This window comes from Cyanothece sp. BG0011 (genome assembly GCF_003013815.1).
In the GTDB taxonomy this organism is placed as follows: Bacteria; Cyanobacteriota; Cyanobacteriia; order Cyanobacteriales; family Microcystaceae; genus Crocosphaera.
In genome coordinates, this window is sequence record NZ_PRLH01000004.1 from 1 (window position 1) to 26280 (window position 26280).

General features: G+C 38.5%; 27 protein-coding genes, 1 tRNA gene and 2 pseudogenes. 10 read left to right on the top strand and 20 right to left on the bottom strand.

The annotated features are described in order from the left end of the window. Positions 1-67: 67 nt before the first annotated feature. Together C4E06_RS01335 and C4E06_RS01340 are read right to left on the bottom strand one after the other, a co-directional pair. Positions 68-385 (bottom strand): 2Fe-2S iron-sulfur cluster-binding protein, encoded by a 318-nt coding sequence (locus tag C4E06_RS01335; protein WP_107666438.1) that lies wholly within the window; start codon positions 383-385, stop codon positions 68-70. 120 nt (positions 386-505) lie between these two features. After that, positions 506-2251 (bottom strand): ABC transporter ATP-binding protein, encoded by a 1746-nt coding sequence (locus tag C4E06_RS01340; protein WP_107666439.1) that lies wholly within the window; start codon positions 2249-2251, stop codon positions 506-508. A 176-nt stretch (positions 2252-2427) separates the two neighbouring features. Here C4E06_RS01340 and rpe point away from each other — a divergent pair, with 176 nt between their 5' ends. Continuing rightward, a complete protein-coding gene (rpe, locus tag C4E06_RS01345) occupies positions 2428-3129 on the top strand; it encodes a ribulose-phosphate 3-epimerase (protein ID WP_107666440.1) in 702 nt (233 codons plus the stop codon). A gap of 92 nt (positions 3130-3221) precedes the next feature. Here the strand turns inward: rpe and C4E06_RS01350 are convergent, their stop codons facing one another. After that, the gene (locus C4E06_RS01350) at positions 3222-4292 is read right to left on the bottom strand and encodes a Gfo/Idh/MocA family protein (protein ID WP_107666441.1); all 1071 of its coding nucleotides are present in this window, start codon (positions 4290-4292) and stop codon (positions 3222-3224) included. A gap of 510 nt (positions 4293-4802) precedes the next feature. Here C4E06_RS01350 and C4E06_RS01355 point away from each other — a divergent pair. Further along, positions 4803-5369 (top strand): DUF3611 family protein, encoded by a 567-nt coding sequence (locus tag C4E06_RS01355; protein ID WP_107666442.1) that lies wholly within the window; start codon positions 4803-4805, stop codon positions 5367-5369. 20 nt (positions 5370-5389) lie between these two features. Here the strand turns inward: C4E06_RS01355 and C4E06_RS01360 are convergent, their stop codons facing one another. The 7 genes from C4E06_RS01360 to psbP all read right to left on the bottom strand — a co-directional run bounded on the left by C4E06_RS01360 (position 5390) and on the right by psbP (position 10183). Continuing rightward, on the bottom strand, positions 5390-6601 hold the full coding sequence (locus C4E06_RS01360; protein ID WP_107666443.1) for an acetate kinase: 1212 nt from the start codon (positions 6599-6601) through the stop codon (positions 5390-5392). A 54-nt stretch (positions 6602-6655) separates the two neighbouring features. Then, positions 6656-6728, bottom strand: a tRNA-Trp gene (locus tag C4E06_RS01365). Between the two features lie 101 nt (positions 6729-6829). Beyond that, positions 6830-7192, bottom strand: a complete 363-nt coding sequence (gene rplS, locus C4E06_RS01370) for a 50S ribosomal protein L19 (protein ID WP_107666444.1) — start codon at positions 7190-7192, stop codon at positions 6830-6832. 60 nt (positions 7193-7252) lie between these two features. Next, positions 7253-7870 carry a cob(I)yrinic acid a,c-diamide adenosyltransferase gene (gene cobO / locus C4E06_RS01375; RefSeq protein ID WP_107666445.1) on the bottom strand — a complete coding sequence of 206 codons (618 nt, stop codon included), beginning with the start codon at positions 7868-7870 and terminating at the stop codon, positions 7253-7255. Between the two features lie 83 nt (positions 7871-7953). Further along, positions 7954-8802, bottom strand: coding sequence for a DUF4231 domain-containing protein (locus C4E06_RS01380; protein WP_107666446.1), 849 nt, complete (start codon positions 8800-8802; stop codon positions 7954-7956). Positions 8803-8913: 111 nt separating this feature from the next. Further along, positions 8914-9537 carry a nucleoside triphosphate pyrophosphatase gene (locus C4E06_RS01385; protein ID WP_107666447.1) on the bottom strand — a complete coding sequence of 208 codons (624 nt, stop codon included), beginning with the start codon at positions 9535-9537 and terminating at the stop codon, positions 8914-8916. 94 nt (positions 9538-9631) lie between these two features. Then, complete coding sequence (gene psbP / locus C4E06_RS01390) at positions 9632-10183, bottom strand: photosystem II reaction center PsbP (protein ID WP_107666448.1); 552 nt, start codon at positions 10181-10183, stop codon at positions 9632-9634. Between the two features lie 244 nt (positions 10184-10427). Between psbP and C4E06_RS01395 the strand changes: the two genes are divergently transcribed. Further along, the gene (locus C4E06_RS01395; RefSeq protein ID WP_107666449.1) at positions 10428-12185 is read left to right on the top strand and encodes a chemotaxis protein CheA; all 1758 of its coding nucleotides are present in this window, start codon (positions 10428-10430) and stop codon (positions 12183-12185) included. On the opposite strand, the gene C4E06_RS01400 is transcribed toward C4E06_RS01395, so the two are convergent. Both C4E06_RS01400 and C4E06_RS01405 read right to left on the bottom strand, forming a co-directional pair. Continuing rightward, positions 12157-13704: an NAD(P)/FAD-dependent oxidoreductase gene (locus C4E06_RS01400; RefSeq protein ID WP_198648208.1), complete on the bottom strand. Its 1548-nt coding sequence runs from the start codon at positions 13702-13704 to the stop codon at positions 12157-12159. The genes C4E06_RS01395 and C4E06_RS01400 overlap by 29 nt on opposite strands. Before the next feature lie 94 nt (positions 13705-13798). After that, positions 13799-15244, bottom strand: coding sequence for a bifunctional orotidine-5'-phosphate decarboxylase/orotate phosphoribosyltransferase (locus tag C4E06_RS01405; protein WP_107666450.1), 1446 nt, complete (start codon positions 15242-15244; stop codon positions 13799-13801). A 103-nt stretch (positions 15245-15347) separates the two neighbouring features. On the opposite strand from C4E06_RS01405, the pseudogene ccsB reads away from it, so the two are divergent. Then, positions 15348-16354: pseudogene (gene ccsB, locus C4E06_RS01410) on the top strand (c-type cytochrome biogenesis protein CcsB). A gap of 188 nt (positions 16355-16542) precedes the next feature. On the opposite strand, the gene C4E06_RS01415 reads toward ccsB, so the two are convergent. The 4 genes from C4E06_RS01415 to C4E06_RS01430 form a co-directional block, all read right to left on the bottom strand. Then, positions 16543-16875, bottom strand: a complete 333-nt coding sequence (locus C4E06_RS01415; RefSeq protein WP_107666451.1) for a hypothetical protein — start codon at positions 16873-16875, stop codon at positions 16543-16545. A gap of 112 nt (positions 16876-16987) precedes the next feature. After that, complete coding sequence (gene psaM / locus C4E06_RS01420) at positions 16988-17080, bottom strand: photosystem I reaction center subunit XII (protein ID WP_008278427.1); 93 nt, start codon at positions 17078-17080, stop codon at positions 16988-16990. 175 nt (positions 17081-17255) lie between these two features. Beyond that, entirely contained in the window at positions 17256-18110 is an 855-nt protein-coding gene (locus C4E06_RS01425) for a universal stress protein (RefSeq protein WP_107666452.1), read from the bottom strand. 85 nt (positions 18111-18195) lie between these two features. Then, positions 18196-18996, bottom strand: coding sequence for a pentapeptide repeat-containing protein (locus C4E06_RS01430; RefSeq protein WP_107666499.1), 801 nt, complete (start codon positions 18994-18996; stop codon positions 18196-18198). 169 nt (positions 18997-19165) lie between these two features. Between C4E06_RS01430 and C4E06_RS01435 the strand changes: the two genes are divergently transcribed. Continuing rightward, the gene (locus C4E06_RS01435) at positions 19166-19711 is read left to right on the top strand and encodes a Uma2 family endonuclease (protein ID WP_107666453.1); all 546 of its coding nucleotides are present in this window, start codon (positions 19166-19168) and stop codon (positions 19709-19711) included. A gap of 14 nt (positions 19712-19725) precedes the next feature. Next, positions 19726-20580 carry a sulfotransferase domain-containing protein gene (locus C4E06_RS01440; RefSeq protein ID WP_107666454.1) on the top strand — a complete coding sequence of 285 codons (855 nt, stop codon included), beginning with the start codon at positions 19726-19728 and terminating at the stop codon, positions 20578-20580. Positions 20581-20588: 8 nt separating this feature from the next. On the opposite strand, the gene C4E06_RS01445 is transcribed toward C4E06_RS01440, so the two are convergent. Further along, positions 20589-21143 (bottom strand): Uma2 family endonuclease, encoded by a 555-nt coding sequence (locus C4E06_RS01445; RefSeq protein ID WP_107666500.1) that lies wholly within the window; start codon positions 21141-21143, stop codon positions 20589-20591. A gap of 133 nt (positions 21144-21276) precedes the next feature. Here C4E06_RS01445 and cbiT point away from each other — a divergent pair, with 133 nt between their 5' ends. Then, positions 21277-21867: a precorrin-6Y C5,15-methyltransferase subunit CbiT gene (cbiT, locus tag C4E06_RS01450; RefSeq protein ID WP_107666455.1), complete on the top strand. Its 591-nt coding sequence runs from the start codon at positions 21277-21279 to the stop codon at positions 21865-21867. Positions 21868-22067: 200 nt separating this feature from the next. Further along, on the top strand, positions 22068-22955 hold the full coding sequence (locus tag C4E06_RS01455) for a phosphatidate cytidylyltransferase (RefSeq protein ID WP_107666501.1): 888 nt from the start codon (positions 22068-22070) through the stop codon (positions 22953-22955). On the opposite strand, the pseudogene C4E06_RS29415 reads toward C4E06_RS01455, so the two are convergent. The 3 genes and pseudogenes from C4E06_RS29415 to C4E06_RS01470 form a co-directional block, all read right to left on the bottom strand. Further along, a pseudogene (locus tag C4E06_RS29415) lies at positions 22919-23041 on the bottom strand (Mut7-C RNAse domain-containing protein); the annotation flags it as partial. The gene C4E06_RS01455 and the pseudogene C4E06_RS29415 sit on opposite strands and share 37 nt — an antisense overlap. Next, a complete protein-coding gene (locus C4E06_RS29420) occupies positions 23031-23162 on the bottom strand; it encodes a hypothetical protein (protein ID WP_198648210.1) in 132 nt (43 codons plus the stop codon). The gene C4E06_RS29420 and the pseudogene C4E06_RS29415, both read right to left, overlap by 11 nt. Before the next feature lie 46 nt (positions 23163-23208). Then, the gene (locus C4E06_RS01470) at positions 23209-24252 is read right to left on the bottom strand and encodes a dipeptide epimerase (RefSeq protein WP_107666502.1); all 1044 of its coding nucleotides are present in this window, start codon (positions 24250-24252) and stop codon (positions 23209-23211) included. Positions 24253-24486: 234 nt separating this feature from the next. On the opposite strand from C4E06_RS01470, the gene C4E06_RS01475 reads away from it, so the two are divergent. Both C4E06_RS01475 and C4E06_RS01480 read left to right on the top strand, forming a co-directional pair. Further along, positions 24487-25005: an adenine phosphoribosyltransferase gene (locus C4E06_RS01475; RefSeq protein WP_107666456.1), complete on the top strand. Its 519-nt coding sequence runs from the start codon at positions 24487-24489 to the stop codon at positions 25003-25005. A gap of 170 nt (positions 25006-25175) precedes the next feature. After that, the gene (locus tag C4E06_RS01480) at positions 25176-26225 is read left to right on the top strand and encodes an ABC transporter permease (protein WP_107666457.1); all 1050 of its coding nucleotides are present in this window, start codon (positions 25176-25178) and stop codon (positions 26223-26225) included. The last annotated feature ends 55 nt before the right edge of the window (positions 26226-26280 follow it).

A 26280-nucleotide genomic window follows, 5' to 3' on the forward strand; every position in this document is an offset into this window, starting at 1 on the left:
ATAACGTATCAAACCGTTTGATCGATGAGGTGGGAAACTCCCACCTCACACTATTTATGGATAAAATCTAGAAGATTTCTTCTTCTTGATACGTCAAAATTGTGCAATCAGACGTAGGGTAAGCAGCACAAGTGAGGACATAACCAGCATCGACTAGAGGATAACCTAAAAACTGAATGGCTTGGGCAGTTTGTTCGACAGTTCCCTCAAGCACTTTTCCAGCACAAACTGTACAAGCTGCTGCACAACAACAGGCAGGAAGCTCAATTCCATCTTGTTTCGCTTTATCTAGAATAACCTGGTCTGAGGCAACTTGAATGGTTGTTTGGGTTTGAGTTTTAGGGTTGATCAAGGTAACAGAAAATTCTTGTGGTTGACTGTTCATGTTAGGTTAAAATCCTCAATTGAGATGGAGACATAATAGGCTTTACCTATCTATTACCAATGTTCCCCAAATAAGGGATCAATTGAACATTTAACATGAAAAAGCATTGAGTTTTCTTTTTTAGCTAACGGTTTCTGTTAGTTGATGCTGTTGCCATAACTGTTGATAAAGACCCGGTTGATTCACTAAATTTTGATGGGTTCCTATCTGTATAATTTGGCCATGATCCATAACAAAAATGCGATCGGTTTGTGCAGCAGCAGACAGTTGATGAGAAATAAAAATGATGGTTTTTTGTCGATTTTTAGAGAGACTGTTGAGAATATTGGTGGCTGTTTTGTTATCCACACTCGACAGGGCATCATCTAATATTAAGACAGGAGAATTAATTAACAAAGCTCTAGCTAATGCACTGCGTTGACGTTGTCCCCCGGATAAGGTAATTCCTCTTTCACCGACGATGGTTTCATACTGTTGAGGAAAATTGAAAATTTCTTCATGAATTTGCGCTTGTTTGGCTGCGCTTTCTACTTCAAACGGTTCTTGTAGGGGATCACCATAACGAACATTATTGAGAATAGTGGTACTAAACAAAAAGCTATCTTGAGGCACATAAGCAATGGCTTGTCGTAGGGTTTTTAGGTCGAGTTCCGTGATATCATAACCATCTAGAAATAGTTGTCCTTTGTCAATATCTAATAGACGAGGCAAACTATTAGCTAGGGTTGTTTTTCCTGAGCCAATAGGGCCAACAATCGCAATAATTTCTCCTGGTTCGATCAAAAAATTAACATCTTTGAGGGCTGGTTTTTGCTCTCCTGGATAAGTATAAGTTAAATGTTGAGCCGTAATTTTTCCTTGGATTGAATCTATTGGTAAAACAAGATTATCGTCTGAGTTTTGAATTTTAGGTTCGGTTTGAAAGATAGCTTGTACTCGATCAACACTCACTTCTCCCCGTTGATAGGCTGTAATGGTAAATCCGAGTAAAGCGGTGGGAAAGACTAATCTTTCTACTAATATTAGTAATGCCACAAAATCTCCGATACTAATAATACCTTGATTAATAGCTGATGTCCCAAAAGCTAATAGTAATAAAAGACTGATATAGGATAAGGCTTCAATTAAGGGAAATAATAAATTGCGGGTTTGAGCAAGTTTTAAATTGGCTTTAAGAAGCTGACGATTTTTATCAGCAAAAGCTCGTCTTTCATTCTCTTCTTGAGCATAAATTTTAATCAAAGCAATGCCACTCATATCTTCTTGAATGAGTTGACTAATCTCAGAGAGTTTTTCTTGTACGTCCAACTGTTGTTGTTGCAATTTTCGGCTAAAGACTTGCACCGTAATTAACATCAAAGGATAAACGGCCACCGCTAATAAACTTAACTTTACATTGATAGCTAACATGGCAGGTAGGGTGAGTCCATAAGCAAAAATGGTATTAGCTAAACTGAGTAAAGCAAACCCCACCAAACGACGAATATTGTCCACATCACTGGTGGCACGGTTAATCAGGTCTCCCGATGTATTTCGCGAAAAGTAAGCTGGTTCTAGGGTCAATAAATGCTCAAAGATGCCTTGTTTTAAACTAAACTCCACATCCCGTCCCACTCCAAAAATACAGAGACGAGACACCATCCGAATTCCCCAAGAAATGGAAGCTAAAATAAAAATAAGGATAACAGCCCGTAATATTTCCTCAAAACTAAAGGCCTGTCTCAGATTATCAATGCTGTCTCTAATTAAAAGGGGAATATAGACCCCTAACCCATTGACCACCAGCAACGCTACCATACCATAAGTAATAACGCGCCAATGGGGCCGGAGATAGGTGGCTAGTTGTCGGATTCTTGCAAGTGCCATGAAGTCAGTAATTGATAATTGATCACGAGTAACGAGTAGGTTTCTTAAGAAACTTATTATATCTTAATGCCCCGATCCATCAATTGATGGTAATTAAAGCCAAAAAATTATAAAGTAATCTAAATACTTTGTTAATATTATTGACATAAGCAATCCGACGGAGAAACACGATTATTATGACTCAATCGACCAAATCTACTGTTATTTCCCCTTCCATCCTTTCGGCGGATTTTAGCCGTTTAGGTGCAGAAATTGAGGCAGTGGATAAAGCAGGCGCAGACTGGATTCATGTAGATGTCATGGACGGTCGTTTTGTGCCTAACATCACCATCGGTCCATTAATTGTTGATGCCATTCGCCCCTATACAAAAAAACCCCTCGATGTTCATTTAATGATCGTTGAACCTGAAAAATATGTCGCTGACTTTGCTAAAGCCGGGGCTGATATTATCTCCGTTCATGCAGAACATAACGCTTCCCCCCATTTACACCGTACTTTAGGGCAAATTCGAGAATTAGGTAAACAAGCAGGGGTGGTTCTCAATCCTTCTACTCCTTTGGACTTAATCGAATATGCTCTAGAATTGTGTGATTTAGTTTTGATTATGAGTGTTAACCCTGGTTTTGGGGGTCAGAGCTTTATTCCTGAAATGACGAATAAAATTCGCAAATTACGTCAAATGTGTGACGAAAAAGGACTTGATCCCTGGATTGAAGTGGATGGCGGTCTTAAGCCTGGTAATACTTGGCAGGTGTTAGAAGCTGGTGCTAATGCCATTGTCGCTGGTTCTGCCGTCTTTAAAGCGGATGACTATTCAGAAGCTATTGAAGGGATTCGTAACAGCAAACGTCCTGAGCCTGAGTTAGCAACTGTATAATTCTCTGATGAGAAAAAGCGATCGCTTTTGATCGCTTTTTCCCACTATCAGTAAGATGGGGGTCAACAGGAATTGCTCCCTATTTTACTTATTTATGAAAAAGTCATTTGAGACGGATTAAGATATTGATAACTCAGATCAGAGTCTTGCCACGCTTTACCATCTAGGGCCATTTGCTCGATCAAACTGGCTAAACGTAACGCTTTTAAGGCCTGAGTGCCTCCCACAGAGGGTTGATCCCCTCCTCTAACACAATGGACAAAGTGTTCTAATTCAGCGTGTAGGGGTTCGATTTTGGTGGTATGGACTTTTTCAATTAATCCATCTTGACGATATAAAACTTGTCCGTAGTCGGTGCTATAGTTAGCGGTTGTTTGTCGGTGAATTAAAATATCGTTGTTGAGAAAATCCGCTTCGGTTAAACAGTTTTTACAATGGGCTGCTAAACGACGAATTTTACGATGAGTGACTTTACTAGCTGTTAGGGTGGCAACAATGCCATTAGCAAACCCCAAAGTAGCCGTGACATAATCGAGATGACCGGAATTAGAGGCACAACTGCCACTGGCGGTGAGTTTGACCACAGGAGATCCCACTAACTCTAAGAGTAAATCAATGTCGTGGATCATTAAATCCAAGACCACAGAGACATCATTTGCCCGTTGAGAATAAGGACTCATGCGATGGGCTTCTAAAGCTAACACTTCTTCTGTTTTCAAGACTTTGCTCAGTTCTTGAAAAGCAGGGTTAAACCGTTCAATATGACCCACTTGCAAAATACCATGGGAACTCGCAGCCGCATTAACTAACGATTCTGCTTCTGCGATACTAGCAGCAATGGGTTTTTCAATCAGGGTGTGAACCCCTGCCCGTAAACAGTCCATCCCCACCGAGTGATGCAAGCGAGTGGGAACCGCAATACAAACTGCATCGACATGGGGTAGAAGATCCTGATAATTTTCAAAGAAACGGACTCGATATTTACTGGCAATATCGATACCCCGTTCCACATTTACATCAGACACGCCGACTAATTCCACATCTTTGAGTAAACTGAGAATTCGGCTATGATGTTGTCCCATATTACCCACTCCAATCACACCAATACGAATGGGATCGAAAATGCTTCTATGGGATGTTAGGGGTTGTTGTGTATCTGACATTGTCTGGGTTGCTCCTGTAAACTCCTCCACCAAGTTTGATTGTCTCGCCTCTGCATCAGTTAGTTAATGAGTCAATCACCCAAGATGGTAACACAGTTTGCCAGAATGTAAAGAAATAGAACGTTATATAGTGCTACGCACGCTTGGAATGGGGAATAGGCAAGGGTTCTCCCCCTCACAAAAGGGGGAGTTAGAGGGGGTGGCAATGGTAGGCTGTCAAAGGGTTTCAGGATTGGGAAATGTCAAACTCATATCTTGCACCTTCGATTAAATTGGCTAGTTTAGAGAGGGAATAGGGAATAGGGAATGGGCAATGGTATTTATTTTTGACTGTAACTGATTGAGAATTGATTCTCTCCAGTTTATTATTTGGTTTTTATGTACTGGTGCAAGATGTCAGTCAAACACAAACACCATAATGCGTAGTGTTATGTTATTTGTCTCTTTCGGCAGAGTCGAAAAAAGATAATATTTTGCTATTTAAATAGTAAAGCTACCTAAATATTTGTAATGCAAAATAAATTAAATTCTCCTAACCTTCCTGACAAAGGTAAATTTGCGGGTGTCTTACGCCTTTTAGGTCAAATCAGTTACTGGATTCATCTCATTCTGGGTGCAGTTTCAGCCCTCATTTTGGGATTAATTTTATTTAGCCGTAAACTAGGCACACCTGCTAATAGTACAGCCATTAATATTAGTATTTTCTTGACCATTGCTAGCTTGGTGGCGTTGGGAATTAGAATCTTCTTTGCTTGGCGTTATGGCCGTATAGCTAAGCAACTGCAATCAGCGACTCCCATGCAACCCAATCGATTAGAGATTGCTAATTTATTACGAATTGCTCTAACTGTTAGTTTAACAGGACTAATTTTGGCATTTTTAGCCTCAGAAACGACAGTAATCAGTATCATTGCTCAAGCGATCGCTCAACCCCAGGGTCCTAGAGTATACGAACAACAGCAAGCAATTGAAACAGCAGATTTGTTTTTGGATTTTGTCAACGTCACTATTTTAGGTGCCCACGCATTGGGAACGATCAATTCTTTAGGATTGCTCAACTGGATTACGCGAGACTAAACTATACAAAATAATAGTTATCAGTGACAAAGATGCCAACATTGTTGGGCTATTGCCCAATCTTCTTCGGTATGAATCACTAAAATTCTCACCGATGAGTCTTCAGTGGCGATATCTTCATCGACCGGAGAGGCTTGATTTTTGGTTTTGTCTAATTTGAGTCCTAAAAATTCAAAGGTTTCACAAGCTTTTTCCCTAACTAAAAAGGCGTTTTCTCCTACCCCGGCAGTGAAGACTAAAACGTCTAATCCCCCCAAGACGGCTAACATCGAACCTATCTGCGATCGCAAACGATGAATATACATATCAAAGGCTAATTGAGCGCGAAAATTATTCTCTTTGATTCCTTGTAAAATAGCCCTAATATCCGCAGATATTCCTGACACGCCTTTTAACCCTGATTCTTTATTTAAAAGGGTATTTAATTCATCTGGGGTTAAGCCATATTCTCCCATTAAATAAATTAAGATAGCCGGATCAATCGAACCACTACGGGTTCCCATCATCAACCCTTCTAGAGGGGTAAATCCCATGGTTGTATCGATACTTTGACCATCTTTGATAGCGGTTAAGGAGCAACCATTACCCAGATGACAGTTAATTAATTTTAGAGAAGATAAGGGTCGATTGACAATTTCCGCTGCCCGATGGGCGCAATATTCATGACTAATACCATGAAATCCATAACGACGAATTCCTTTTTCTAACCATTCAAAGGGTAGGGGATAAGCTGCATTTTCTAGGGGAATGGTTTGATGAAAGGCTGTATCAAATAGAGCTACTTGAGGCACATTTCCTAATACTTTTTCTATGGCTTCTATTCCTTCAATATGACCGGGATTATGATTAGGGGCTAAAGGAATTAATTCAGCAATTTTAGCTTTAACGTCAGGGGTTATTTTGGTCGCTTCAGAATATTTGATGCCGCCATGAACCACTCGATGTCCCACAACATTGATATCATTTAATTGCCCAATCACTTTTGTTTCACCTTGGGTTAAGGTCTCGAGCATTTGAGGAATTGCTTGTGCTTTATTGTTCCTATCTAAGGTTATGGTTTGTTTAATTTCTTTGGCTTTTACGGTTAAAATTCCTTCCTTTTCTGACACGGTCCAATCAATATTTGCTGTCCAAATAGGTTCAGGAGGATGCTTAGGCAGACTGTTTCCTTCTATATTATATAGACAACTTTTTTGACTGCTCGAGCCGGCGTTGAGTACCAAAATTTTCATGATCTTCTCTGAGTCAAATCATGTTTTTATGATACCTCGAAAATTGATGATTAACGCGCCCTGGAGGACTTGAACCCCCGACATCAGGTTTTGGAGACCTGCGTTCTACCAACTGAACTAAGAGCGCATGGTAGGAGTCATAGTCAAGGACTATGGTCTAAGCCTTAACTATTATAGCGCAGTTTGATCCTTTTTTTGTAGGTTAGGTGCGCTATTTTTAAACTCATTTTAAACGCGACGATCAAAACGCTGGCGAATTCTGGTGGCTTTACCCACTCGGTTACGGAGATAGTATAGTTTAGCCCGACGGACTTTACCACGACGGATTACTTTAATATCAGCGACACGAGGAGAATGGAGAAGAAACACCCGTTCGACTCCTACACCTTGGAAGACTTTTCGCACGGTAATGGTTTCGTTAATGCCTCCATTCCGCATGGCAATAACGGTCCCTTCGTAAGGCTGAACCCGTTCTTTGCCCCCTTCTCGAATTCGGACACCCACGCGAACGGTATCTCCCACATGGATAGTGGGTAAGTCTGTTTTAAGATATTCCGATTCTATATCTTTTATAATGGCTTGAACATTCATGGCTTTTGCAAAAACTCACAATTGACTATCTTACCCTACTTTTCTATTAAAATCAAGGTCTTAAAATTCAATTCCGGCTTGGGCTTTGATCCCTTGTTCTTTGAAAGGATGTTTAATTAATTTCATTTCTGTGACGAGATCAGCGATTTCTATCAGTTCGGTGGGCGCCCCTCTTCCGGTTAGAATAACATGGGTAGATTGGGGTTTTTCTTGCAGGGCTTTAATAACAGTTTCAACGTTTAAATACCCTAATTTTAAAGCCACGTTGACCTCATCGAGTAACACTAATTGATAGTCTGGGTTATTGATAAAAGAAACAGCTTTTTCCCAAGCTTTTTGGGCGTTTAAAATATCCCTTTCTCGATCTTGAGTTTCCCAGGTAAACCCTTCGCCCATAGCTAAAAAGTCTAGCTGATTTTCCCATTGACTTAAAACGGCTTTTTCGGCTGGTTCCCAGGCCCCTTTAATAAACTGAACAATGGCTACTCGAAAACCATGGCCCAGCGATCGCACAACCATTCCTAAGGCTGCGGTGGTTTTCCCTTTACCGTTACCGGTGTTAACAATAGTGAGTCCTTTTTCTTTTGATGCTTCTGCAAGACGTTTTTCTTGAATTTCTTTCCGTCTTTGCATTTTTTTTTGATATTGTTCTGATGAAAGATTAGTATCAGTGGTCATTTTAATCAGGTATTTCAGGTATTCAATATTGATAAATAAGTGGCTAAGATAATAATTCCTCAGCCTATCTTATAATTTGAGAATTATATCTCTTGAGTTATAGGGTTTTTTCCATCGCCATAAGATTCATTCTCATCAGGTTCTTTAATTTTTTCTACTTCTGATTGAACTTGGTTCAAATGAATATCATTGACCTTATTAATAAACGCGGCGATCGCTTGTTTTTCTAGCTCTTGTATTTGTTCTTCTGTTTTTTGTTGTTTTTTACCGTCTTGTTCTGTTTTTATCGATTCCATATCTAATTTAGTAATTCTTAGACTAAACTTTTCTTGTTCTGCTTCTAAGTTTTCAACAATTCCGTTGGCTTCTTTCCAACGAGCTTCTAAAGGAAAAGAGGTAGAAAAACTAGCAAAAATGGAAGCAGCTGCCGGCAAAACAACTGGTAGCCAGTTTAACCATCCTGGACCCGTATCAAGTTTATCAACTAATACTAATACTGGAGTAACACCCGAAAAAATAATGGTAGAAATTTGTAAGAAATAATAAAGGTTTCTCGCATTATTTCGCGTTGAACTATAATCCACAATTAACTGTTGACAATACCGTAAGGCATTTTCTCGTTCTAACTGTAAGCGAGCATTTGATAACTCTGGATTTTCTAAAAGTTCCTCATATTTCTGTTCTCTTTCTGCTCTATCTTTGGCGGAAAAATATTGAGAATTGAAAAGTAATAGGAATATAAATCCCGCCAAAAATATTGCATCTAAAGTTACAAAAAGTTGTTTATTCTTTATCACTAAAGTAATAATAACACCTGCCGCAAAAGAATCTAAACAGATGTATTCTAATACTTTCAAGAATCGACGAAGACCAACCAGAGAACTGGTTTTTTCTTCTCCACTCTTAGGGGTTATAGATTCGCTTACTGTCATAATTAATTACGGTTTTCTTGTTAATAGGAATAACTAATGACTTAGGTCATCGATAAGTAAGGAATAATCATTGCTTGAAAACTAGGACTTTTATCACGCCTTACTTATTTCTTACTTATCAATGTCTTCAATTTTATCAGATTGCCAAAAACTTTGAATCGAATAGTCCAATTTTTGTAACATTTCCCGTAATAACGGTAAACTTAAGCCAATTACATTACTATGACAGCCTTCTATTTTTTCAATCAATACGCTTCCTTTGCCTTCTAGAGCAAAACTGCCGGCACATTTTAGGGGTTCTCCTGTATTAACATAAGCTTCAATTGTGGGATCATCGATATCAGCAAAATAGACTTTTGTGACCCCACAAGAGAGCAAAGTTTTTTGTTTTTTTCCATCTAAAAGGGCATGACCGGTGTATAATATCCCTTGATTATTTCTCATCATTTGCCAACGAGCGATCGCCTGTTCTGGAGAGTCGGGTTTTCCATAAATTTGGCCATCAATAGCCAAGACAGAATCACATCCTAAGACTAAACAATCGTGGTACTTCTGAGCAACAATTTCTGCTTTACATTGTGCTAAAACTTGAACTAATTTAGGGGGGTTAGTTTCGGTGATTTGAGATTCATCAAAATCACTCGAACAAACAATCGGATTAATACCTACGGTTTTGAGAAGTTTTAGACGAGCAGGAGAAGCAGAAGCAAGAACAAAAGGGGGAGATTGTTGCATTTTTTACTGGATTTCAAGTTTAATTAATTCTAATATTTAACTAGCAATCAGCTATCAGTTTAAAAATACTGACTGCTGATTGCTGATTGCTTTTTTAATAAACTGAAAAAGAATTGACTGAAGTTTCAAACAAATCTTTAACTTTATCCCAACGTTTTTGTAAAGTCGATAAATTAAAGGTAAATAGTTTACCACGACTTACGGCAATACTAGCAAGATTATGGCGTTGCTCTTGATTAGGTAAGGTGACTTCATATTCTAAATTATAATAAGTTTGTCCTTCAACTTCCCGTGATTCAGCATTAATCAAATCAACTTGACGGCCAGTTTCTTGATTATTATTCATTTGTTTTAATAAATAATATCCCACTTCCGTGGGAGTTCCTAAGTCGGATAAGGTTTTTTCTTTATCCACATCACTAACAATGACACTTAAGTTTTCAGTGGGTTCGATGATGTCGCGAAAAATGACATCTACTCCTTGAGACGACTGCTTGACATCGACTCCAACCCAACCATTAGGATACAAAAATTGATACCCGTCACCGGCATCGACATAACTTTGTAAACCACCTAACCCAATCGAGCAACTAAATAGAGTTAAACTGATTAGGGTAAGGACAACGATTCTTAGAGACTTAAACATAAACTTTGCCTGACTTTAGCGGTTCTATTGTCTCATTGCAGTGGGAATCTTGTCATCTTAAAATTAAGTGAGAGTTGAGATACTTGTCTTTTTGTACTGCTATCGGTTTTTGTGTTCAGTAATCCTAATCTTCTTTGTAACAAATTTGCAACTTGTTACAAATTTATCTTGATTTTAGGGAACCTTAAAAAAGGGTAAGAAAATGGTCAAAACCTGGTTCAAAGCATTTTTTAGGAGGTAAGCAGTGAACGAGCAAATGGATTTGAGCGATTTTTCCATGTTGGATCTGTTTAGCTTGGAAGTCGAAACTCAAGGAGAAGTCCTCAACGATCACCTTCTCACCCTTGAAAGCCAACTACAAGACTCTTCGGAGGCAAAAGGGTCTATTTCTTTATTAGAAGCATTAATGAGGGCTTCCCATTCCATTAAAGGGGCGGCCAGAATTGTGCAAATTGAACCGGCGGTCAAAATTGCCCACGTTATGGAAGATTGTTTCATGGCGGCCATGGAACGGACCATTACCTTAACCCCGAATCATATCGATTTTCTCTTGCAAGGGGTCGATTTTTTACAGTCCATTGCAGAGGTTGAACAAGATCACTTTAATCAGTGGTTAACCGAACAACAAACCAAGGCCCAGGGGATAGTTGAGGCGATCGCCTCGATCATGGACCCTCAACCCCCTTCAACCCCAGATTCCCCTGAAATACCCGAAACCCTTCCCCCTGTGGAACCCCCCGTCAGTGTGGCTGAAGTGGAAGAGAATGAGCAAGAAACCGAGGATGAGACGTTACCTGAGTTTGATCTATCTATAGACGATGTGTTTCCTGAAGATGGAGAAGAGACCCTTCTCTTTAGCCACGATGTTAAACAGCCTCGGAATCTTCAGGATGATTCGCTGTCAGACAGTCCCCTCTGCGATACGGATCAACAAGTCATGACTTGGGTTGATGACGAACCAGAAACGAGTAAAGATTTAAACCTGTTAACCTCAGATAATTTTGCCACCGATCAAGAAGAAATCACCCCGGCAACTTCCCTGATGTCGGCCTCAGGAATGGGAACCTCGAAAGATCGCTTTGTCAGGGTAAGTACCGATAACCTCAACCGCCTTATGGGTTTAGCAGGAGAATCCTTGGTCGAAGCGACGGCATTAGTGCCTTTATCGGAGTCTTTTTTACAACTCAAAAAAAGTCAATTAGAACTCTCCCAATTATTAGAACAATTACAAATCAATTTAGTACAAACCGCTCTTCCCAAAGAAGCAGAAAACTATTTTTCTGAGTTAGTTCATAAAGAACGGGAATGTCGAGGGATTTTAAATGATCGCTTAAATGCTTTAGAACAGTTTAGTTATCGATCGTTCAATTTATCCGATCGTTTATATCGAGAAGTCATTGCCACCCATATGCGTCCTTTTGAAGAAGGAGTTAGTGGTTTTCCTCGCATGGTTAGGGACTTAGCAAGACAATTAAATAAGCGGGTGAAATTAGAAATTATTGGGAAAGCCACTATGGTGGATCGGGATATTCTCAGGAAATTAGAAGCCCCTTTAACCCAAATTTTACGGAATGCGATCGATCATGGTATTGAGTTTCCTGATGAGCGAGTGGCTAAAGGAAAACCCCCAGAAGGAACCATTTATTTAGAAGCAGCCCATCGCTTCGGAATGTTGTCGATTACCATTTCTGATGATGGCAAAGGAATTGAATTAGATAAATTGCGACAATCCATTGTTAAAAAAGGGTTAGTCACCGAAGAAATGGCGAGACAATTAAATGAAGCAGAGTTAATGGAATTTATCTTTTTACCGAACTTTTCTACCGCTAATCAAGTGACGGAAATTTCAGGGCGAGGGGTGGGCTTAAATATTGCTAAAACCATGGTTCAGGAGGTAGGGGGTAATCTCCAGGCTATTTCTAAGCCAGGAAAGGGGATGAATTTCCATTTTCAACTGCCTTTGACTTTATCGGTTATTCGTACGTTATTAACAGTCCCTTAATAGGGGTTTGATAATTAGCAATTTCTGGTAACGGGCGCAGAAATACCATTTGTTCGAGGGACATATCTACATGATAGTAGTTACCTCGATAAGCTCCTAATCTTTCTCCTAACTCCGCCGGACTTTCCACCCGACGGGCTATGACTGAATGCTTTAAATTAGGGGAATAATCGGCTAATTTTTCTAACACCCGGTCAGCCACTTGATTTTTAAGGGTATCGGTCCACCCTGTCCCATTTAACCCGGTATTTTCCGCTCCAGCAATTTGATAAGGGGCAAAAAATTCGATCCATAAGGTATGCTTTCCTTCCGGTGCCATAGACGGATCTAACTGAGTGGGCATTACCACATACATGGAAGGATCTTGATCGGGAATGCGACCCCTAGAGGCTTCATGGTGAGCGGTTTCTACCTGTTCAACAGAATCAGCAATTAAAATAGAGCCGATTAAATAATCATCTTGATGGTTATATTGTTCAAATTTTAGGGGTTCGGATAAAGCACAGTCAATTTTTAAGAGGCTTTCGTTATTGTTAATAATACGTTTATCGAGACGGTGACGTAGTTTGGGGTCTGCACTGTCAATGTCAGCCGGATCGACTAAATTTAAAAATAAACGTTTGGCATCAATATTAGAAATAACCCCATGTTTTGCCCGATATTCTTTACCATTAGCAATTCTCACACCCACTGCTTTACCATTGTCTACTAGAACTTTTTCTACGGTTTGCTCAGTTAAAATCACCCCGTTATAATGGCGAACACATTTGACTAAAGCATCAACTAAAGCCCCTGTACCGCCTCTCGGACGCGCCATGCCAGGGTTATGCCGTAAGCTCATCATCATCGCACCAATGGCCAGACTTTTTTGAGACGGGGCCATCCCTAATTCAGCAGAGAGACGAGCTAGAGGGGCTTTTAACCAAGGTTCGGTTAACCATTCATCGAGAAGATCCTCAGCACTGGTGAGCATGGTACGAACAAAGTCTAAGGCTTTATTAGGGCTTCCTACTACTTTAAGCACATCTTTAAGGGCATTAATGTTATAACCACCAGCAATCTCAAGGATTGATTTTGGCGGTACATTGAAAATGGGAGTTAAAGCATTAATAATCTGTTGCCAATATTCGGTAAATTCTCGGTATCGTTGCGCTTCTTGAGGATTATATTGAGCAATATTAGCACAAGTTTGGTCAACGGAACGATGACCTAAAAAGTATTTTCCGTCAGGATGAGGACAAAAAACAACGGGATCACAGTATAGGTATTCTAACCCAAAACGATTCAGTTCTAATTCTTCGACGACAGGACTTAGATGGATAAATTCATGATCGATCGCACAAAGATTGAACTTAAACCCTGGGGCTTCTTTTGGCATGGCTTCTTCGGTGGTAGCTGCCCCTCCGGGTACGGCTCGTTTTTCAAGTACCAGCACCTGATACCCTGCTTTGAGAAGATAAGATGCACAGACTAAGCCGTTATGACCTGCACCAATTATAATGACATCAAAAGTTTCCATAAGTAGAGTTGTTTATTTAGTTTTTAATCTTAACAATTTTTTCCCTCTTGCCTCTTGGCTCTTGCCTTTTGCCTCTTGCCTTTTGCCTTTTGCCTTAATGTTTAAAAAAGCTCTTATATTGTTGTTCATTAATTCTTCCGGCTTCATATAACGTTTCTGTAATTTCAGAAATAGTTAACACAGAATAAGCGTTGTATCCTTCTATTTTCAGTTTATCTTTAACCCCTTGTTCATGATCGATAAATACCACAATATCGTTGACAACTAATCCAGAAGAGGTTAATTTTTCGGCTCCTTCTTTAACACTTTTTCCTGTGATTAAAATATCATCAACAATCACAACTTTTTCCCCTGCTTGAAAATTCCCTTCAATTAAACGACGGGTTCCGTGTGCTTTAACTTCTTTTCTCGGATAAATCATCGGATGATGTAACATTAAAGATAATCCTGTAGCGGTGGGTAAAGATCCATAAGGAATCCCTGCAATTCTATCAAAATTTAAAGTCTTTAAAATATCAGCATAGGCCGTTAAAACTTGATGGAATAATTGAGGTTGAGAAATAATTTTTCTAAGATCAATATAATAAGAAAACGTTGCCCCAGAAGCTTGCACATATTCCCCAAATAATAAACAACCAATATCATAAAGTTGTAAAATTAAATCTTGGTGAGGATGGGAATTTAATAAACAGACATTGGGACTCCACAGGTCACAGTTTTGTGAACTTTGAGTAATCTTTTGTCGATATTCATTAATTGCTTGGTTGAGATTTTTAACTTCTTCTTTCAAATTTTTAGATTTCAAAAAATCTTGAGGAACAGGAATTAATACCCCATCGCCTGTCGGATTTAAAGCCACTTTTAATATCTCATAAAGATCATTACCCTTACTCCAAATACTACGCATTAATAGTAATCTTTCAGGGGCAAGAGAACGGATTTTTTGGATAACGTCTAAATTGGTAGTTCCGACTTCTAAAAATAACTGTTCTGGGGTTGCCCAAGTTCTCGCTTCTTTGATAACTTGTAAATAAAAGGGGGCTTGCTCCGTGGGATATTCTTGTAACATAACCGCCGAAGGATTAGAGGTATGACAGAGGACAAAAACACCGCGATCGGGATAAACTAAAAAAGGAGCAACATGATCTTGTCCTGCATAAGGACTGACTGTAACAGCATCCACTTGCCACTGTTCAAAAATGGTTTGGGCAAATAGGGTGCTAGTATTAAGATCCCCATGTTTTGCGTCTAAAATAATCGGAATCTCATCAGGAATAGCATCAATAACCTTTAACAATAAGTCTAAGCCTTCTGGTCCCAACGCTTCATAAAAGCCCAAAGTCGGTTTATAAGCACAAACTAACTCTGATGTTTGTTCAATCACCCCTTTTAACCAAGTTTCTAAGCTAATAATTAAACTTTGTTGCTCTGATTGGGTATTCTGAGCTAGGGGCATCATTTCTGGGTTAGGATCAAGACCAAGGATCAATAACGTTTGACAATTAGTGATCCGTTGGGTTAATTTCTCAAAAAAATTCATAAGAGGAAGTTAGCTCTAAAAAAAATGGCCAATTTTACCTTAATTGTACCTCTAACTTATCATTGATCTAAGAAAATAACTCCTGATTGGAAGTATCGAACCTATGGATTTAATAACGTTACAAAATTTTCTCGATAATAGTTCTTTTCTCATTTTATTCTTAACCATGCTCATTTACTGGGCTGGGGCAGCTTTTCCGGGTTTAACCTGGTTACCCACCCTCGGCACAACCGGGGTGGCGATCGCTAATTTATGTATGGGGACCTTGTTGGGGGCGCGATGGTTAGAAGCCGGTTATTTTCCTCTCAGTAATCTTTATGAGTCTTTATTCTTCTTAGCTTGGGGTGTAACCGCCATGCACCTAGTGGCTGAACAAATGAGTCGCAGTGCCTTGGTTGGAGTGGTAACAACCCCCGTAGCGATGGGTATTACTGCTTTTGCAGCCCTGTCTCTACCCCCAGAAATGCAAACCTCTGCCCCTCTAGTGCCTGCGTTAAAGTCGAACTGGTTAATGATGCACGTGAGCGTGATGATGTTGAGTTACGCCACTTTAATGGTGGGTTCAGTATTAGCGATCGCTTTTCTAGTCGTCACTCGCAACCAAGACATTGAACTTAAAGGCAGTTCCGTGGGAACCGGTAGTTATCGCGATAAGTTAGGACGTTCATTACTCAACAATAATCATAAACAACCTACTGTTAATGTAGCCCAAAGTAACGGTAATGGTGGAACAGCCGTGTTAGAAACCGTTGCTATTAAACCTGAAACCATGACCCTGTCTCCTCAACGGCTAAATTTAGCCGATACCCTCGATAATATTAGTTATCGTATCATTGGTTTAGGGTTTCCTCTGCTGACCATTGGTATTATTGCCGGTGCGGTCTGGGCCAATGAAGCATGGGGTCTTATTGGAGTTGGGACCCTAAAGAAACCTGGGCGTTGATTACTTGGTTGGTATTTGCAGCCTATCTTCATGCTCGCATTACCAAAGGGTGGCAAGGCCGTAAACCGGCACTTTTAGCTGCCAGTGGTTTTGTCGTAGTTTGGGTGTGTTATTTAGGGGTTAATTTATTAGGAAAAGGCTTACATTCTTACGGCTGGTTTTTCTAATATTGTCCGGTGGGCATTGCCCACCTTTTTTATTGTTACCATTTTGCACAAGAGTTAGACATTGAACAGGTGAGAAATATACAACAAAAGAAAGTTTTTAAACCCTTCTCATACCAAATCCCGCTTTCAACCCTATCTTATTTTCTATAAAAACCATTGTTTTATATTACTGTTCCCCATTTTCTAATTTAATTCAACCAAAAAATCCGCCTTTGTGTCGGTTGTAAACGGGGACTTTGTTCTTGCATCACTTTATCAATTTGATGGGGATCAAAATTATGACGAAAATCATTTCTTAACTGAGAAACTCGTTTTTCTGTTTCTTCAACTTCGACTTTAATTTCTTTTAACTGCGCTTGTTGAGACCATTGATAGGGAATTAATTTGAACAAGCTAAATAGTGCCACGGCTGATAAAATGCCGTTAATAGCTAATTTAATGGTAATTTCTGTGGCTACCCATTGATGTTCTGGATGAGTGGTAGAAACGGTTTTACGAGAAGAACGACGCTGTCTAGACATGGACATAGTTAAACAGATAACTCATCTACAATAGACCATTCACCCCAAACAAAAACATTAAATTATTGTTTCTGTCGGGATGAATCGGTATCTGTTTTATTAAACGAAACAGTTACTTATAAAGTTCCGTGGCTAAGCGAAAAGCAAGAATCCCAGGAACTAAAGCAATAACTAAAGCAACTAACACTTGGGTATCAGATAACATGGACAGTAATCTCCTAGAATATGACTGATTTAACCATTACTTTGCATCATCATTGACCGTTTGTGAAACATCTTGTTACAAAGATTTAACTTTCTTGGATCTCCCACACCTCCCACACCCCCCTGCCCCCCTTTGAAAGGGGGGAGTTAGAGGGGGGTCGGGGCAGGGGGATGTATTAAATGCCTTCTTTACGGGCCAAGAGGATGGGACAATTCGCATTAACCCTGACATAATCAGATAAAGAGGTTCCTAAGAGGCGATCTAAGTCTGGTAATGCTTTGGCCACAGAAGGACGGCGATCAGGTGATCCTAACAACAATAAGTCGATGTTGTAGTCTTCTGCCAACTGACACAGTTGTTCCCCTGGACGACCCCCTGTTACCGCGCAACGATAGGGAACTCCCATACGCTTCACTTTAGTGGCTGCTTCTGCCACGATGGGGTTATTCTCCATCTCTGCTTTGGAAAGGGGCAGCAGTTCCGGTTTAATGTCAGGGTTCACCCGTGCGAGAATTAACTCAGCTTCTGAATAGTCCCGTAGTAAATACAAGGCTAAATCTAAGGCATATTGGGCGGCAGGAGACTTATCAAGGGCAACCATGACCCGTTTAATCTTTTTGACGTAAACATCATCCTTAACCAACAACATGGGGTGGTTGGTAAGTTGGAAGACGTATTGACTGACGGATTTTTCTAAAATGGCTTCGAGGCGTTTGAGTCCCCTTGACCCCATAATGATTAAATCTGCGTTGATCTCATCAGCTACCTGACAGACTGTGTCTTTGGGGTCTCCTTGCCGTAACATGGTTGAGACATGGGTGGGATCAAGTTTGAGGTTATCGAGGATACCTGCAATTAATTTGCCTCCTTCTTCCCATTTGGTCGCGATCTCATCGGTGGTAATTTGGGGAGGAACGACATGGAGGATGTTGAGGGATGCTTTTTTAATGGCAGGAAGATCCATCAAAACTTTAAGCATTTCTTGGGTGGTTCCGGTTCCTGAGTCAGCGTATAAGATTTTTTCCAGCATGAATTGAAACTCAATTATTAACCGTGATTAGCTGTCTATAAATATTAGAATACTGCGTTTTTTTTTGCTCATATTTAACAAATTATTAAGCAGTGATGGTGTCTGTTAAGTCGGCCTCACTTAAGTTAGTCTGTTCTAGGTTCGTTCCCATTAAATTAGCCCCTCTCAAGTTTGCCCCTTGTAGATTGACTCCTTCTAGGTTGGCATAGCTCAGATTAGCATAACTTAAGTTTGCTCCTTGTAAACTAGAGCCTTGTAGATTTGCTTTGCTTAAATTACTCCATCTTAAATCGAGGCGATCGCCTTTAATTTCTTGTAGGTTAGCATAAGATAAATAACTATGATATAAATGCCCTTGAATCATTTGTGCTTGAAATAAATTGGCTCGATAAAAATAAGCCCCTTGTAGTTCAGCTTCGTATAAACTAGCTTGGGAAAGATCCGCTTCACAAAAGTTAGTATTTCGTCCATAAGCTTCGCTTAAATTGGTACGATTGAGTTGAGCGCGACTAAAATTAGCTGCTTGAATTTGGCTATTTCTTAAGGAGGTTCCAATTAAATTGGCTTGGGATAAATGGGCTTGAATTAAGTTAGCTTGTCGTAAATTTGCCCCAATTAAGTTGGCTCGTTCGAGGTAAGCATAACTGAGATTAGCTGCAGTTAAATTGGCTTGAGTTAAATCAGCTTTTTCTAAGTTTCCTTGGCTCAAATTGACGTTTTCTAAATTGGCTTTACTCAGATTCACTCCACATAAATGAGCTTGTTTCAGATTTTTTCCTCTTAAATCAATCTCTTGTAAATCTGGACTGATTTGAGGGTTATTTTCACGCCAGCTTACCCAGTTTTTTTCTTTTTCTAAAAGGGCTAAATGTTCTTGATTTGCCATGACCATATTTACTCTTTTAATGCGCTTTGTTAATAGTTTAGCAAACTATGGGGACAGGTTAGTTTTTTCAATTCATCTAAACCCTTTATTCTTACTTTAGAGAGATATGCTAATATGATCACAATAAAGATTTAAAGTTACTACTATTTGATGGGAATTAATAACAATTATGTACAGTCTTGCTAAATGGTCTGTAGAAGATTATCACAAAATGATTGAAGCGGGAATTCTTGATGGTTGCCCCGTTGAATTAATGGCAGGAAAAATACTACAAATGAGTCCAGAAGGTCCATTACATCACTATATTAATCTCAGTATTGCTGAGTATCTACGCTCACTGTTAGGGAAAAAAGCTGTCATTAGCGAAGCTCATCCTATTACCTTAATAGACTCAGAACCTGAACCAGATATTGCTGTGGTTCGTTCTCCGTCTACCTTATATTTTGATCACCATCCTTACCCCGAAGATATTTATTGGTTGATTGAAATTGCTGATAGTACCTTAAGCAAAGATTTAGGGATCAAAAAAACAATTTATGCTAATGCTAATATTCAAGAATACTGGGTCATTGCTCTGACTTCTAAAACCCTAAAAGTCTTCCAAAATCCTAAAGAAAACGATTATAAAATCAAAAAAGACTATCAAACTGGAATCATTTCTCCTTTATCATTTCCTGAAATTAATCTTTCAATTGAAACCCTTTTAGGAAAGTAAAAAAAATAATATCAATGAGTAAGAAAAAACCGAGTTATTATAATCATAATGGCTTTTTAATGCCCATGGGATTTCCCATTGAAGGGTTTACATCTGCCCTAAATTACCAAGCACAACCGTCCGATATTTTTCTTGTCACTTATCCTAAATGTGGCACAACTTGGACACAATATATTCTCTGGTTAATGCAACATCAAGGAGAACCTTTGTCGGCATCAGAAAAGTTAGAAACTTATATCCCTCACTTAGAAGAAGTAGGTAAAGAAACCATAGAAAACTTACCTCAACCAAGAGTTATAAAAACCCACTTTCCTTATGAGTTGACCCCTTATCATCCAGAAGCAAAATATATTTATGTGGCGAGAAATCCTTTTGATTGTGTGGTTTCTTTTTATCATCATACAAGAGGGTTTATTAAACATTATAATTTTGCCGATGGAACCTTTGATGATTTTTTTGAATGCTTTATAAGCGGAGAAGTTGACTTTGGAGATTATTTTGATCATTTACTTTCTTGGTATGAACATAAAAACGATGAAAATATTTTATTTTTGACATACGAAGCGATGAAAAATAACATCAAAATGATAATTATAAAAATAGCAAACTTTTTAGGAGGAGATTATTTAAACTGTATAAAAAATGAACATACTCTCAATAAGATTATAATTAACAGTAGTCTAGAAAATATGAAAAAGGAGCAGCAGCGTTGGTCTAGTAACCGTCCTGAAAATATGCCTTCTTTTGTACGTAAAGGAGAAGTGGGAGATTGGAAAAATTATTTTTCATCTGAACAACAGCAAAGATTAATAGATAAATTTATGATAAGAACGGCTGGAACAGATTTAAAACCTCTCTGGTTCTTTTAAATCATTGACTATTCTAAAGCTATTAATTTTTTAACATCAATTTCTGCTTTTGGAAAAGCAAGGGGAGAAATTTTGCCTTCTTGATAGGTTTTAGTTATGGTGTAATCACTTTCCTGGGGATTTTGAAAGACATATAATATTTTATTGTTAATATCAATTACCCAGTATTCAGGAATATCAAATTTAGCATATAAAGTCTTTTTATCAATTAAATATTTTTTTAGGGTACTGTCTGCAATTTCAATAATCCAATAAATATCTTTAGCATAGGGATGACGATTAAGATATAAAGTATCAGGAGTACGTACAATAGTAATATCTGGTTCAGGTTCTGAATCTAATAATGTAATGGGATGAGCTTCCATCACTTCGGCTTTATTTGCTAGAATTGATCGTAAATATTTGACCCCTCGATGATTCAAAAAACGATGAAAGCTTCCTTCAGGACTCATTTGAATAATTTCCCCTGCTATTAATTCTACATGACGATCATCGAGAATTCCTGCGTCAATCATGCGGTGATAATCTTCGACTGTCCATTTAACTAAAGTGTATGTAGTCATATCATTAAAATTGAGAGAAGGGGTTAATAAAAATAGTATTTCTTTCACTCTATAATAATAAAGATTAATAAAAACAAATTCCCATATTGCTACACATTGTTATCCTGTTTAACTACCGAACGGTTGTAAAATTATGCTTTGGCCATATAAAACCCCTGGTATTCCTGATGATCTCTTTGAACGGTTACCAGGTATTCCCCTCAGTAAACGAGAAGTGCGTTTACTACTCATTTCTGCCTTAAGATTAAAACCAGACTCAGTTTTGTGGGATATTGGCGCAGGAACCGGAACCATACCCGTTGAAGTGGGGTTATTGTGTCCCGATAGTCAGATTATTGCCGTAGAACGAGATAAAGATATTGTTAATCTCATTCGTCGTAACTGCGATCGCTTTGAAGTCCAAAATGTAAAGATTCTTGAAGGACAGGCCCCCGACTGTTTTAACCAGTTAGACCCCTTACCCGATCGCGTTTGCCTAGAAGGAGGGCGACCCATCAAAGAGATTTTAACGGAAGTTTGGCAACGATTAAAGCCCGAAGGACGGCTAGTGGCCACTGCTTCTAACCTAGAAAACCTTTATCTGATTTCAGAGGGGTTAGCAGCCCTACAAGCGCGGAATATAGAGGTAGTACAAGGGGGGGTGAATCGGTTAGAAACCAAAGGCATCTATCAAACCTTAGCCGCCGTTGATCCCATTTTTATTCTCAGTGGTGAAAAATTTTAACGAGAATACCTCTGAGCAAACATTCACTAACCTATTGGTATAGTTAAGATAGTTGAGTCTTTTGTATGCTAAGAAAAGAGGCGATTACTATAAATTCTCGAAAATTTCTAGAATAAAGGACAAGAAATTTGTTAACCTTTCATAAGGAATCCTTAATGTTTTTGCCTTGTGACTCCTCACCTTACTCTTTTTCTATTGTTATGCCTTGGACTCGAATTATTACGGCCATTGTCGCCATTGTCTTTGCCTTAGGGATGTTAATTATTGGGGGGTGGTACTTCACCCTCGGACTCTGTGTGATCGTTTTTTTAGGACAACTGGAGTATTTCCAGTTAGTTAGGGCCAAAGGGATCGCCCCGGCCGCTAAAACAACTCTCGTGGTGTCTCAAATCCTGCTGATCAGTTCGGCGATCGCTTCACCCCTAACGGATGCGTTATTCCCCTTAACGGGGGCTTTAATTTGTTTTTACCTCTTATTTCAACCCAAACCAGCCACTATCGCTGATATTTCTACCTCGGTATTAGGGTTATTTTATGGCGGATATTTACCCAGTTATTGGGTAAGATTACGAGTAGGCTTTGCCCATACGGCCCCAACGGTTAATGTGGCCAGTATTAATTTACCCCTGATGGGTTACTGGCCTGAATCGTGGAACGAACCGAAATTATTTCCCCCGGCTTTAACCGTCACCTGTTTAGCCTTTGGTTGCATTTGGGCTGCGGATATTGGGGCTTATATTATGGGAAAATGGTTAGGGAAAACTCGCTTATCGGATATTAGTCCTAAAAAAACAGTGGAAGGGGCATTTTTTGGCTTATTAGGCAGTGTTCTCATTGGAGAAATTGGGGCTTGGTATTTAGAATGGCCCTATTGGTATGTAACCGGAATGATTTTAGGGGTATTAATTGGTATTGTGAGTTTATTGGGTGATCTCACTGAATCGATGATGAAACGGGATGCCGGAGTTAAAGATTCGGGTCAATTAATTCCGGGTCATGGTGGTATTTTAGATAGAACCGATAGTTATGTGTTTACGGCCCCATTAGTCTATTATTTTGTTACTTTATTCTTGCCATTGTTGCAATAGTCAAGCTGAGTGAGTTGTTTAATGAATGTTTCTAACTTAGGATAATGGGAACCTTTCCAATAAACTTGCTCACATTCAGTACATTGATAAAATTATGGAGGGATTTCCTTTTACCCAATGGGTTAGGGGTTTTTGTTTTTGGTGAGTGGGTAAAAAGTCATTTAAAGAACCATAAAATCGAAAATTGACAGGATATAATTCAACCATTTTTATTCTTTGCTAAATAATTATAACCAATACTTTTTTTTGACTACTAATTATATTTTACCCCTAATCCGGGTAAATGACTAAGCATTAATTTTCCTTCTTTTAAGATTACTCCTTGAAAGGGATCATCAATCAAGTTTAAATGACTATCTAAGTCTAAATAGTCTGCATAAGCAGCTAAATGAGTCATGGCGGTATTGGCTAAACCACTATCAGAATAACAACCATACATGACTTGTAATTTACAGACTTTTGCAATGGAAATCATTCGCATCACTTCAGTTAATCCTCCGGCTTTCATTAGTTTAATATTAATGCCATGAATATAAGGAGAAAGTTTGATAATATCGTGACTATTAAAACAACTTTCATCAACGAAAATAGGTAACGGCGATCGCTCATATAAACTAGGTAAATTGCCTTCATCTCCTACATTTAAAGGTTGTTCTATATATTTAACATTTTGTTTTTTTAACCAGTCACTCATATGGATAGCCTCTTTTAACGTCCATCCTCCATTGGCATCTACTGTTAAAGGAAGATGAGGGGTTTCTTTACGGATGGCTAAAATCATGGCTTTATCTGCCTCTATTCCCTCTGGAGAACCTAACTTAATTTTTAATAGGTTAACTTCCATAAAATCAAGCCAATTTTTAACTCTTTTGACTGCATTTTCTGGGGAACTAATACCAATGGTAACCGAAGTAGAAAATAAGCGATCGCCGTTTAATCCCCATAGTTTCCATAGCGGCAAATTGACCTTTTTTCCTAACCAATCATATAAAGCAGTATCAATAGCAGCCCGAAGAGAGGAATTAAGATTATTGTCTAATAAAACTATTTCTATTTCTTGTCTTTCTAAAGGATGAAATTTTGATAAACTCGGAATAATTTGTGTTAATTCTTGTTGTAATTGCTCCCTATTTATTTTATTTCCTTTAACCACAGAAAAAGGAGACGCTTCTCCCCATCCTTCAATTCCGTCTGACTCGATTTTTACCCATAAATTAGTATTACTAGCGGTGGTTCCCCGACTAATGGTTAACGGAAAACGTTTATGAACAGTAAACGGTTGAATAGTTAGACGCATACAATTAATTAAACCTCTTAATGGAATAGGATGTAGGGGCATAATATATTATGCCCCTACCAATTTTTATTGTCACGCTTATTGCAATTTGCTGTAAGCTAAATTAGAAATTTAGAGTTGAAAGATTATTAATGAGAAAATAGCATTGTATTTCAACAATTTCATCAAGCTTTGAGCTTATCTTGAACTCAGTTTAATATATAATCGATAGAGAAATCTGATAAAGGAGAATAAATGGACATAAAAGGGTTAATTCGTGATATTCCTGACTTCCCTAAACCTGGCATTGTTTTTCGAGATATTACCACCTTACTCAGTGATGCTGAGGGCTTACGCTATACCATTGATACCTTAACCGAAAAATGTCAAGCTGCCAATTTATCTCCTGATTATATTGTGGGAATGGAGTCCCGTGGCTTTTTGTTTGGAGTCCCTTTAGCTTATCAATTAAATGCAGGGTTTGTCCCTGTGAGAAAACCTGGTAAATTGCCGGCTGCCGTGCATCAGGTAGAATATGAATTAGAATATGGTACAGATAGTTTAGAAATCCATCAAGATGCCCTAGAAAATCACCACAGTGTTTTAATTGTAGACGATTTAATGGCAACCGGCGGAACCGCCAAAGCAACAGCCGAATTATTAGAAAAAATTGGTTGTAATGTGTTAGGATTTGCCTTTATTATTGAATTAAAAGCGTTAAAAGGTCGTCAAAAGTTGCCTGATCTTCCCATTATCAATTTAGTGGAATATTAAAGATGAATAATTTAATAACTAAGGAATATTTTAATCACTGTTTTGTTAAAAATTTTTCTTATGTTTGAAATAATTTGATGAGCATGAGGAGATTATTGTAGTCAACCAACTATCAGTAATCTTAATTACTCTTGTTTCGAGAAAAAATAAAACTATCCTTGATAATTATTATGACTCAAACTGTATCTCCAAAAAAAAATAACCCATTCAATAAGCTAATAAATTTCTTTGATGCTGAAACAGTTTTATATATCATTAAACGAGTTTTACAAGGATTATTGACAATATTATTAGCCTCGATGCTCAGTTTCATTATTATTCAAATTGCCCCAGGAAATTACTTAGATACCCTCAAACAAAATCCGAAAATTGCCGAAGACACCATTAAACAGTTAACAGAGCAATTTGGCTTAGATCAACCTTGGTATGTTCAATATTGGCGGTGGTTGGTACAGGTTGTCACTGAATTAGATTTTGGCACTAGCTTTGTTTATAATCGTTCCGTTGCCTCTTTACTAGCTGAAAGAATACCTGCAACCTTATTGTTAGCTATTTCATCTATTATCTTAACTTGGTTGATTGCTATTCCGTTAGGGATTTTAAGCGCAGTTAAACAAAGTAGTTTGACAGACAAAATTCTCAGGGTAATTAGTTATTTAGGGCAAGGATTTCCTAGTTTTATTACGGCCTTAGTGTTATTGATTTTAGCGCAATATTTATCCCCCTTATTACCCGTAGGAAATATGACCAGTTTAAACCATGCAGAATTATCTCCCATTGGTAAAATATTAGATATTGGCTGGCACATGATCTTACCCACCATCGCTTTAAGTATTACCAGCTTTGCCGGTTTAATGCGCTTAATGCGAGGGCAAATGTTAGACGTAATGAGACAAGATTATATTCAAACCGCTAGGGCAAAAGGACTCCCAGAAGATAAAGTAATTTATGTTCATGCGTTACGCAATGCAGTGAACCCCTTAATCACCTTATTAGGATTTGAATTTGCTAGTTTATTAGGAGGGGCATTTATTGCCGAATTTTTCTTTAATTGGCCGGGGTTAGGTCGACTGGTTTTGCAGGCCGTGACAGCACAAGATTTATATTTAGTGATGGGAAGTTTAACCATGGGTGCTACCATGTTAATCATAGGGAATTTATTAGCGGATTTATTATTAAAAGCCGTTGATCCTCGCATTAAATTAGAAAACCTAAAATAAATTCATTAATTAATAATGAATAAAAACCTATTGCCTATTGCCTATCATGACTAAC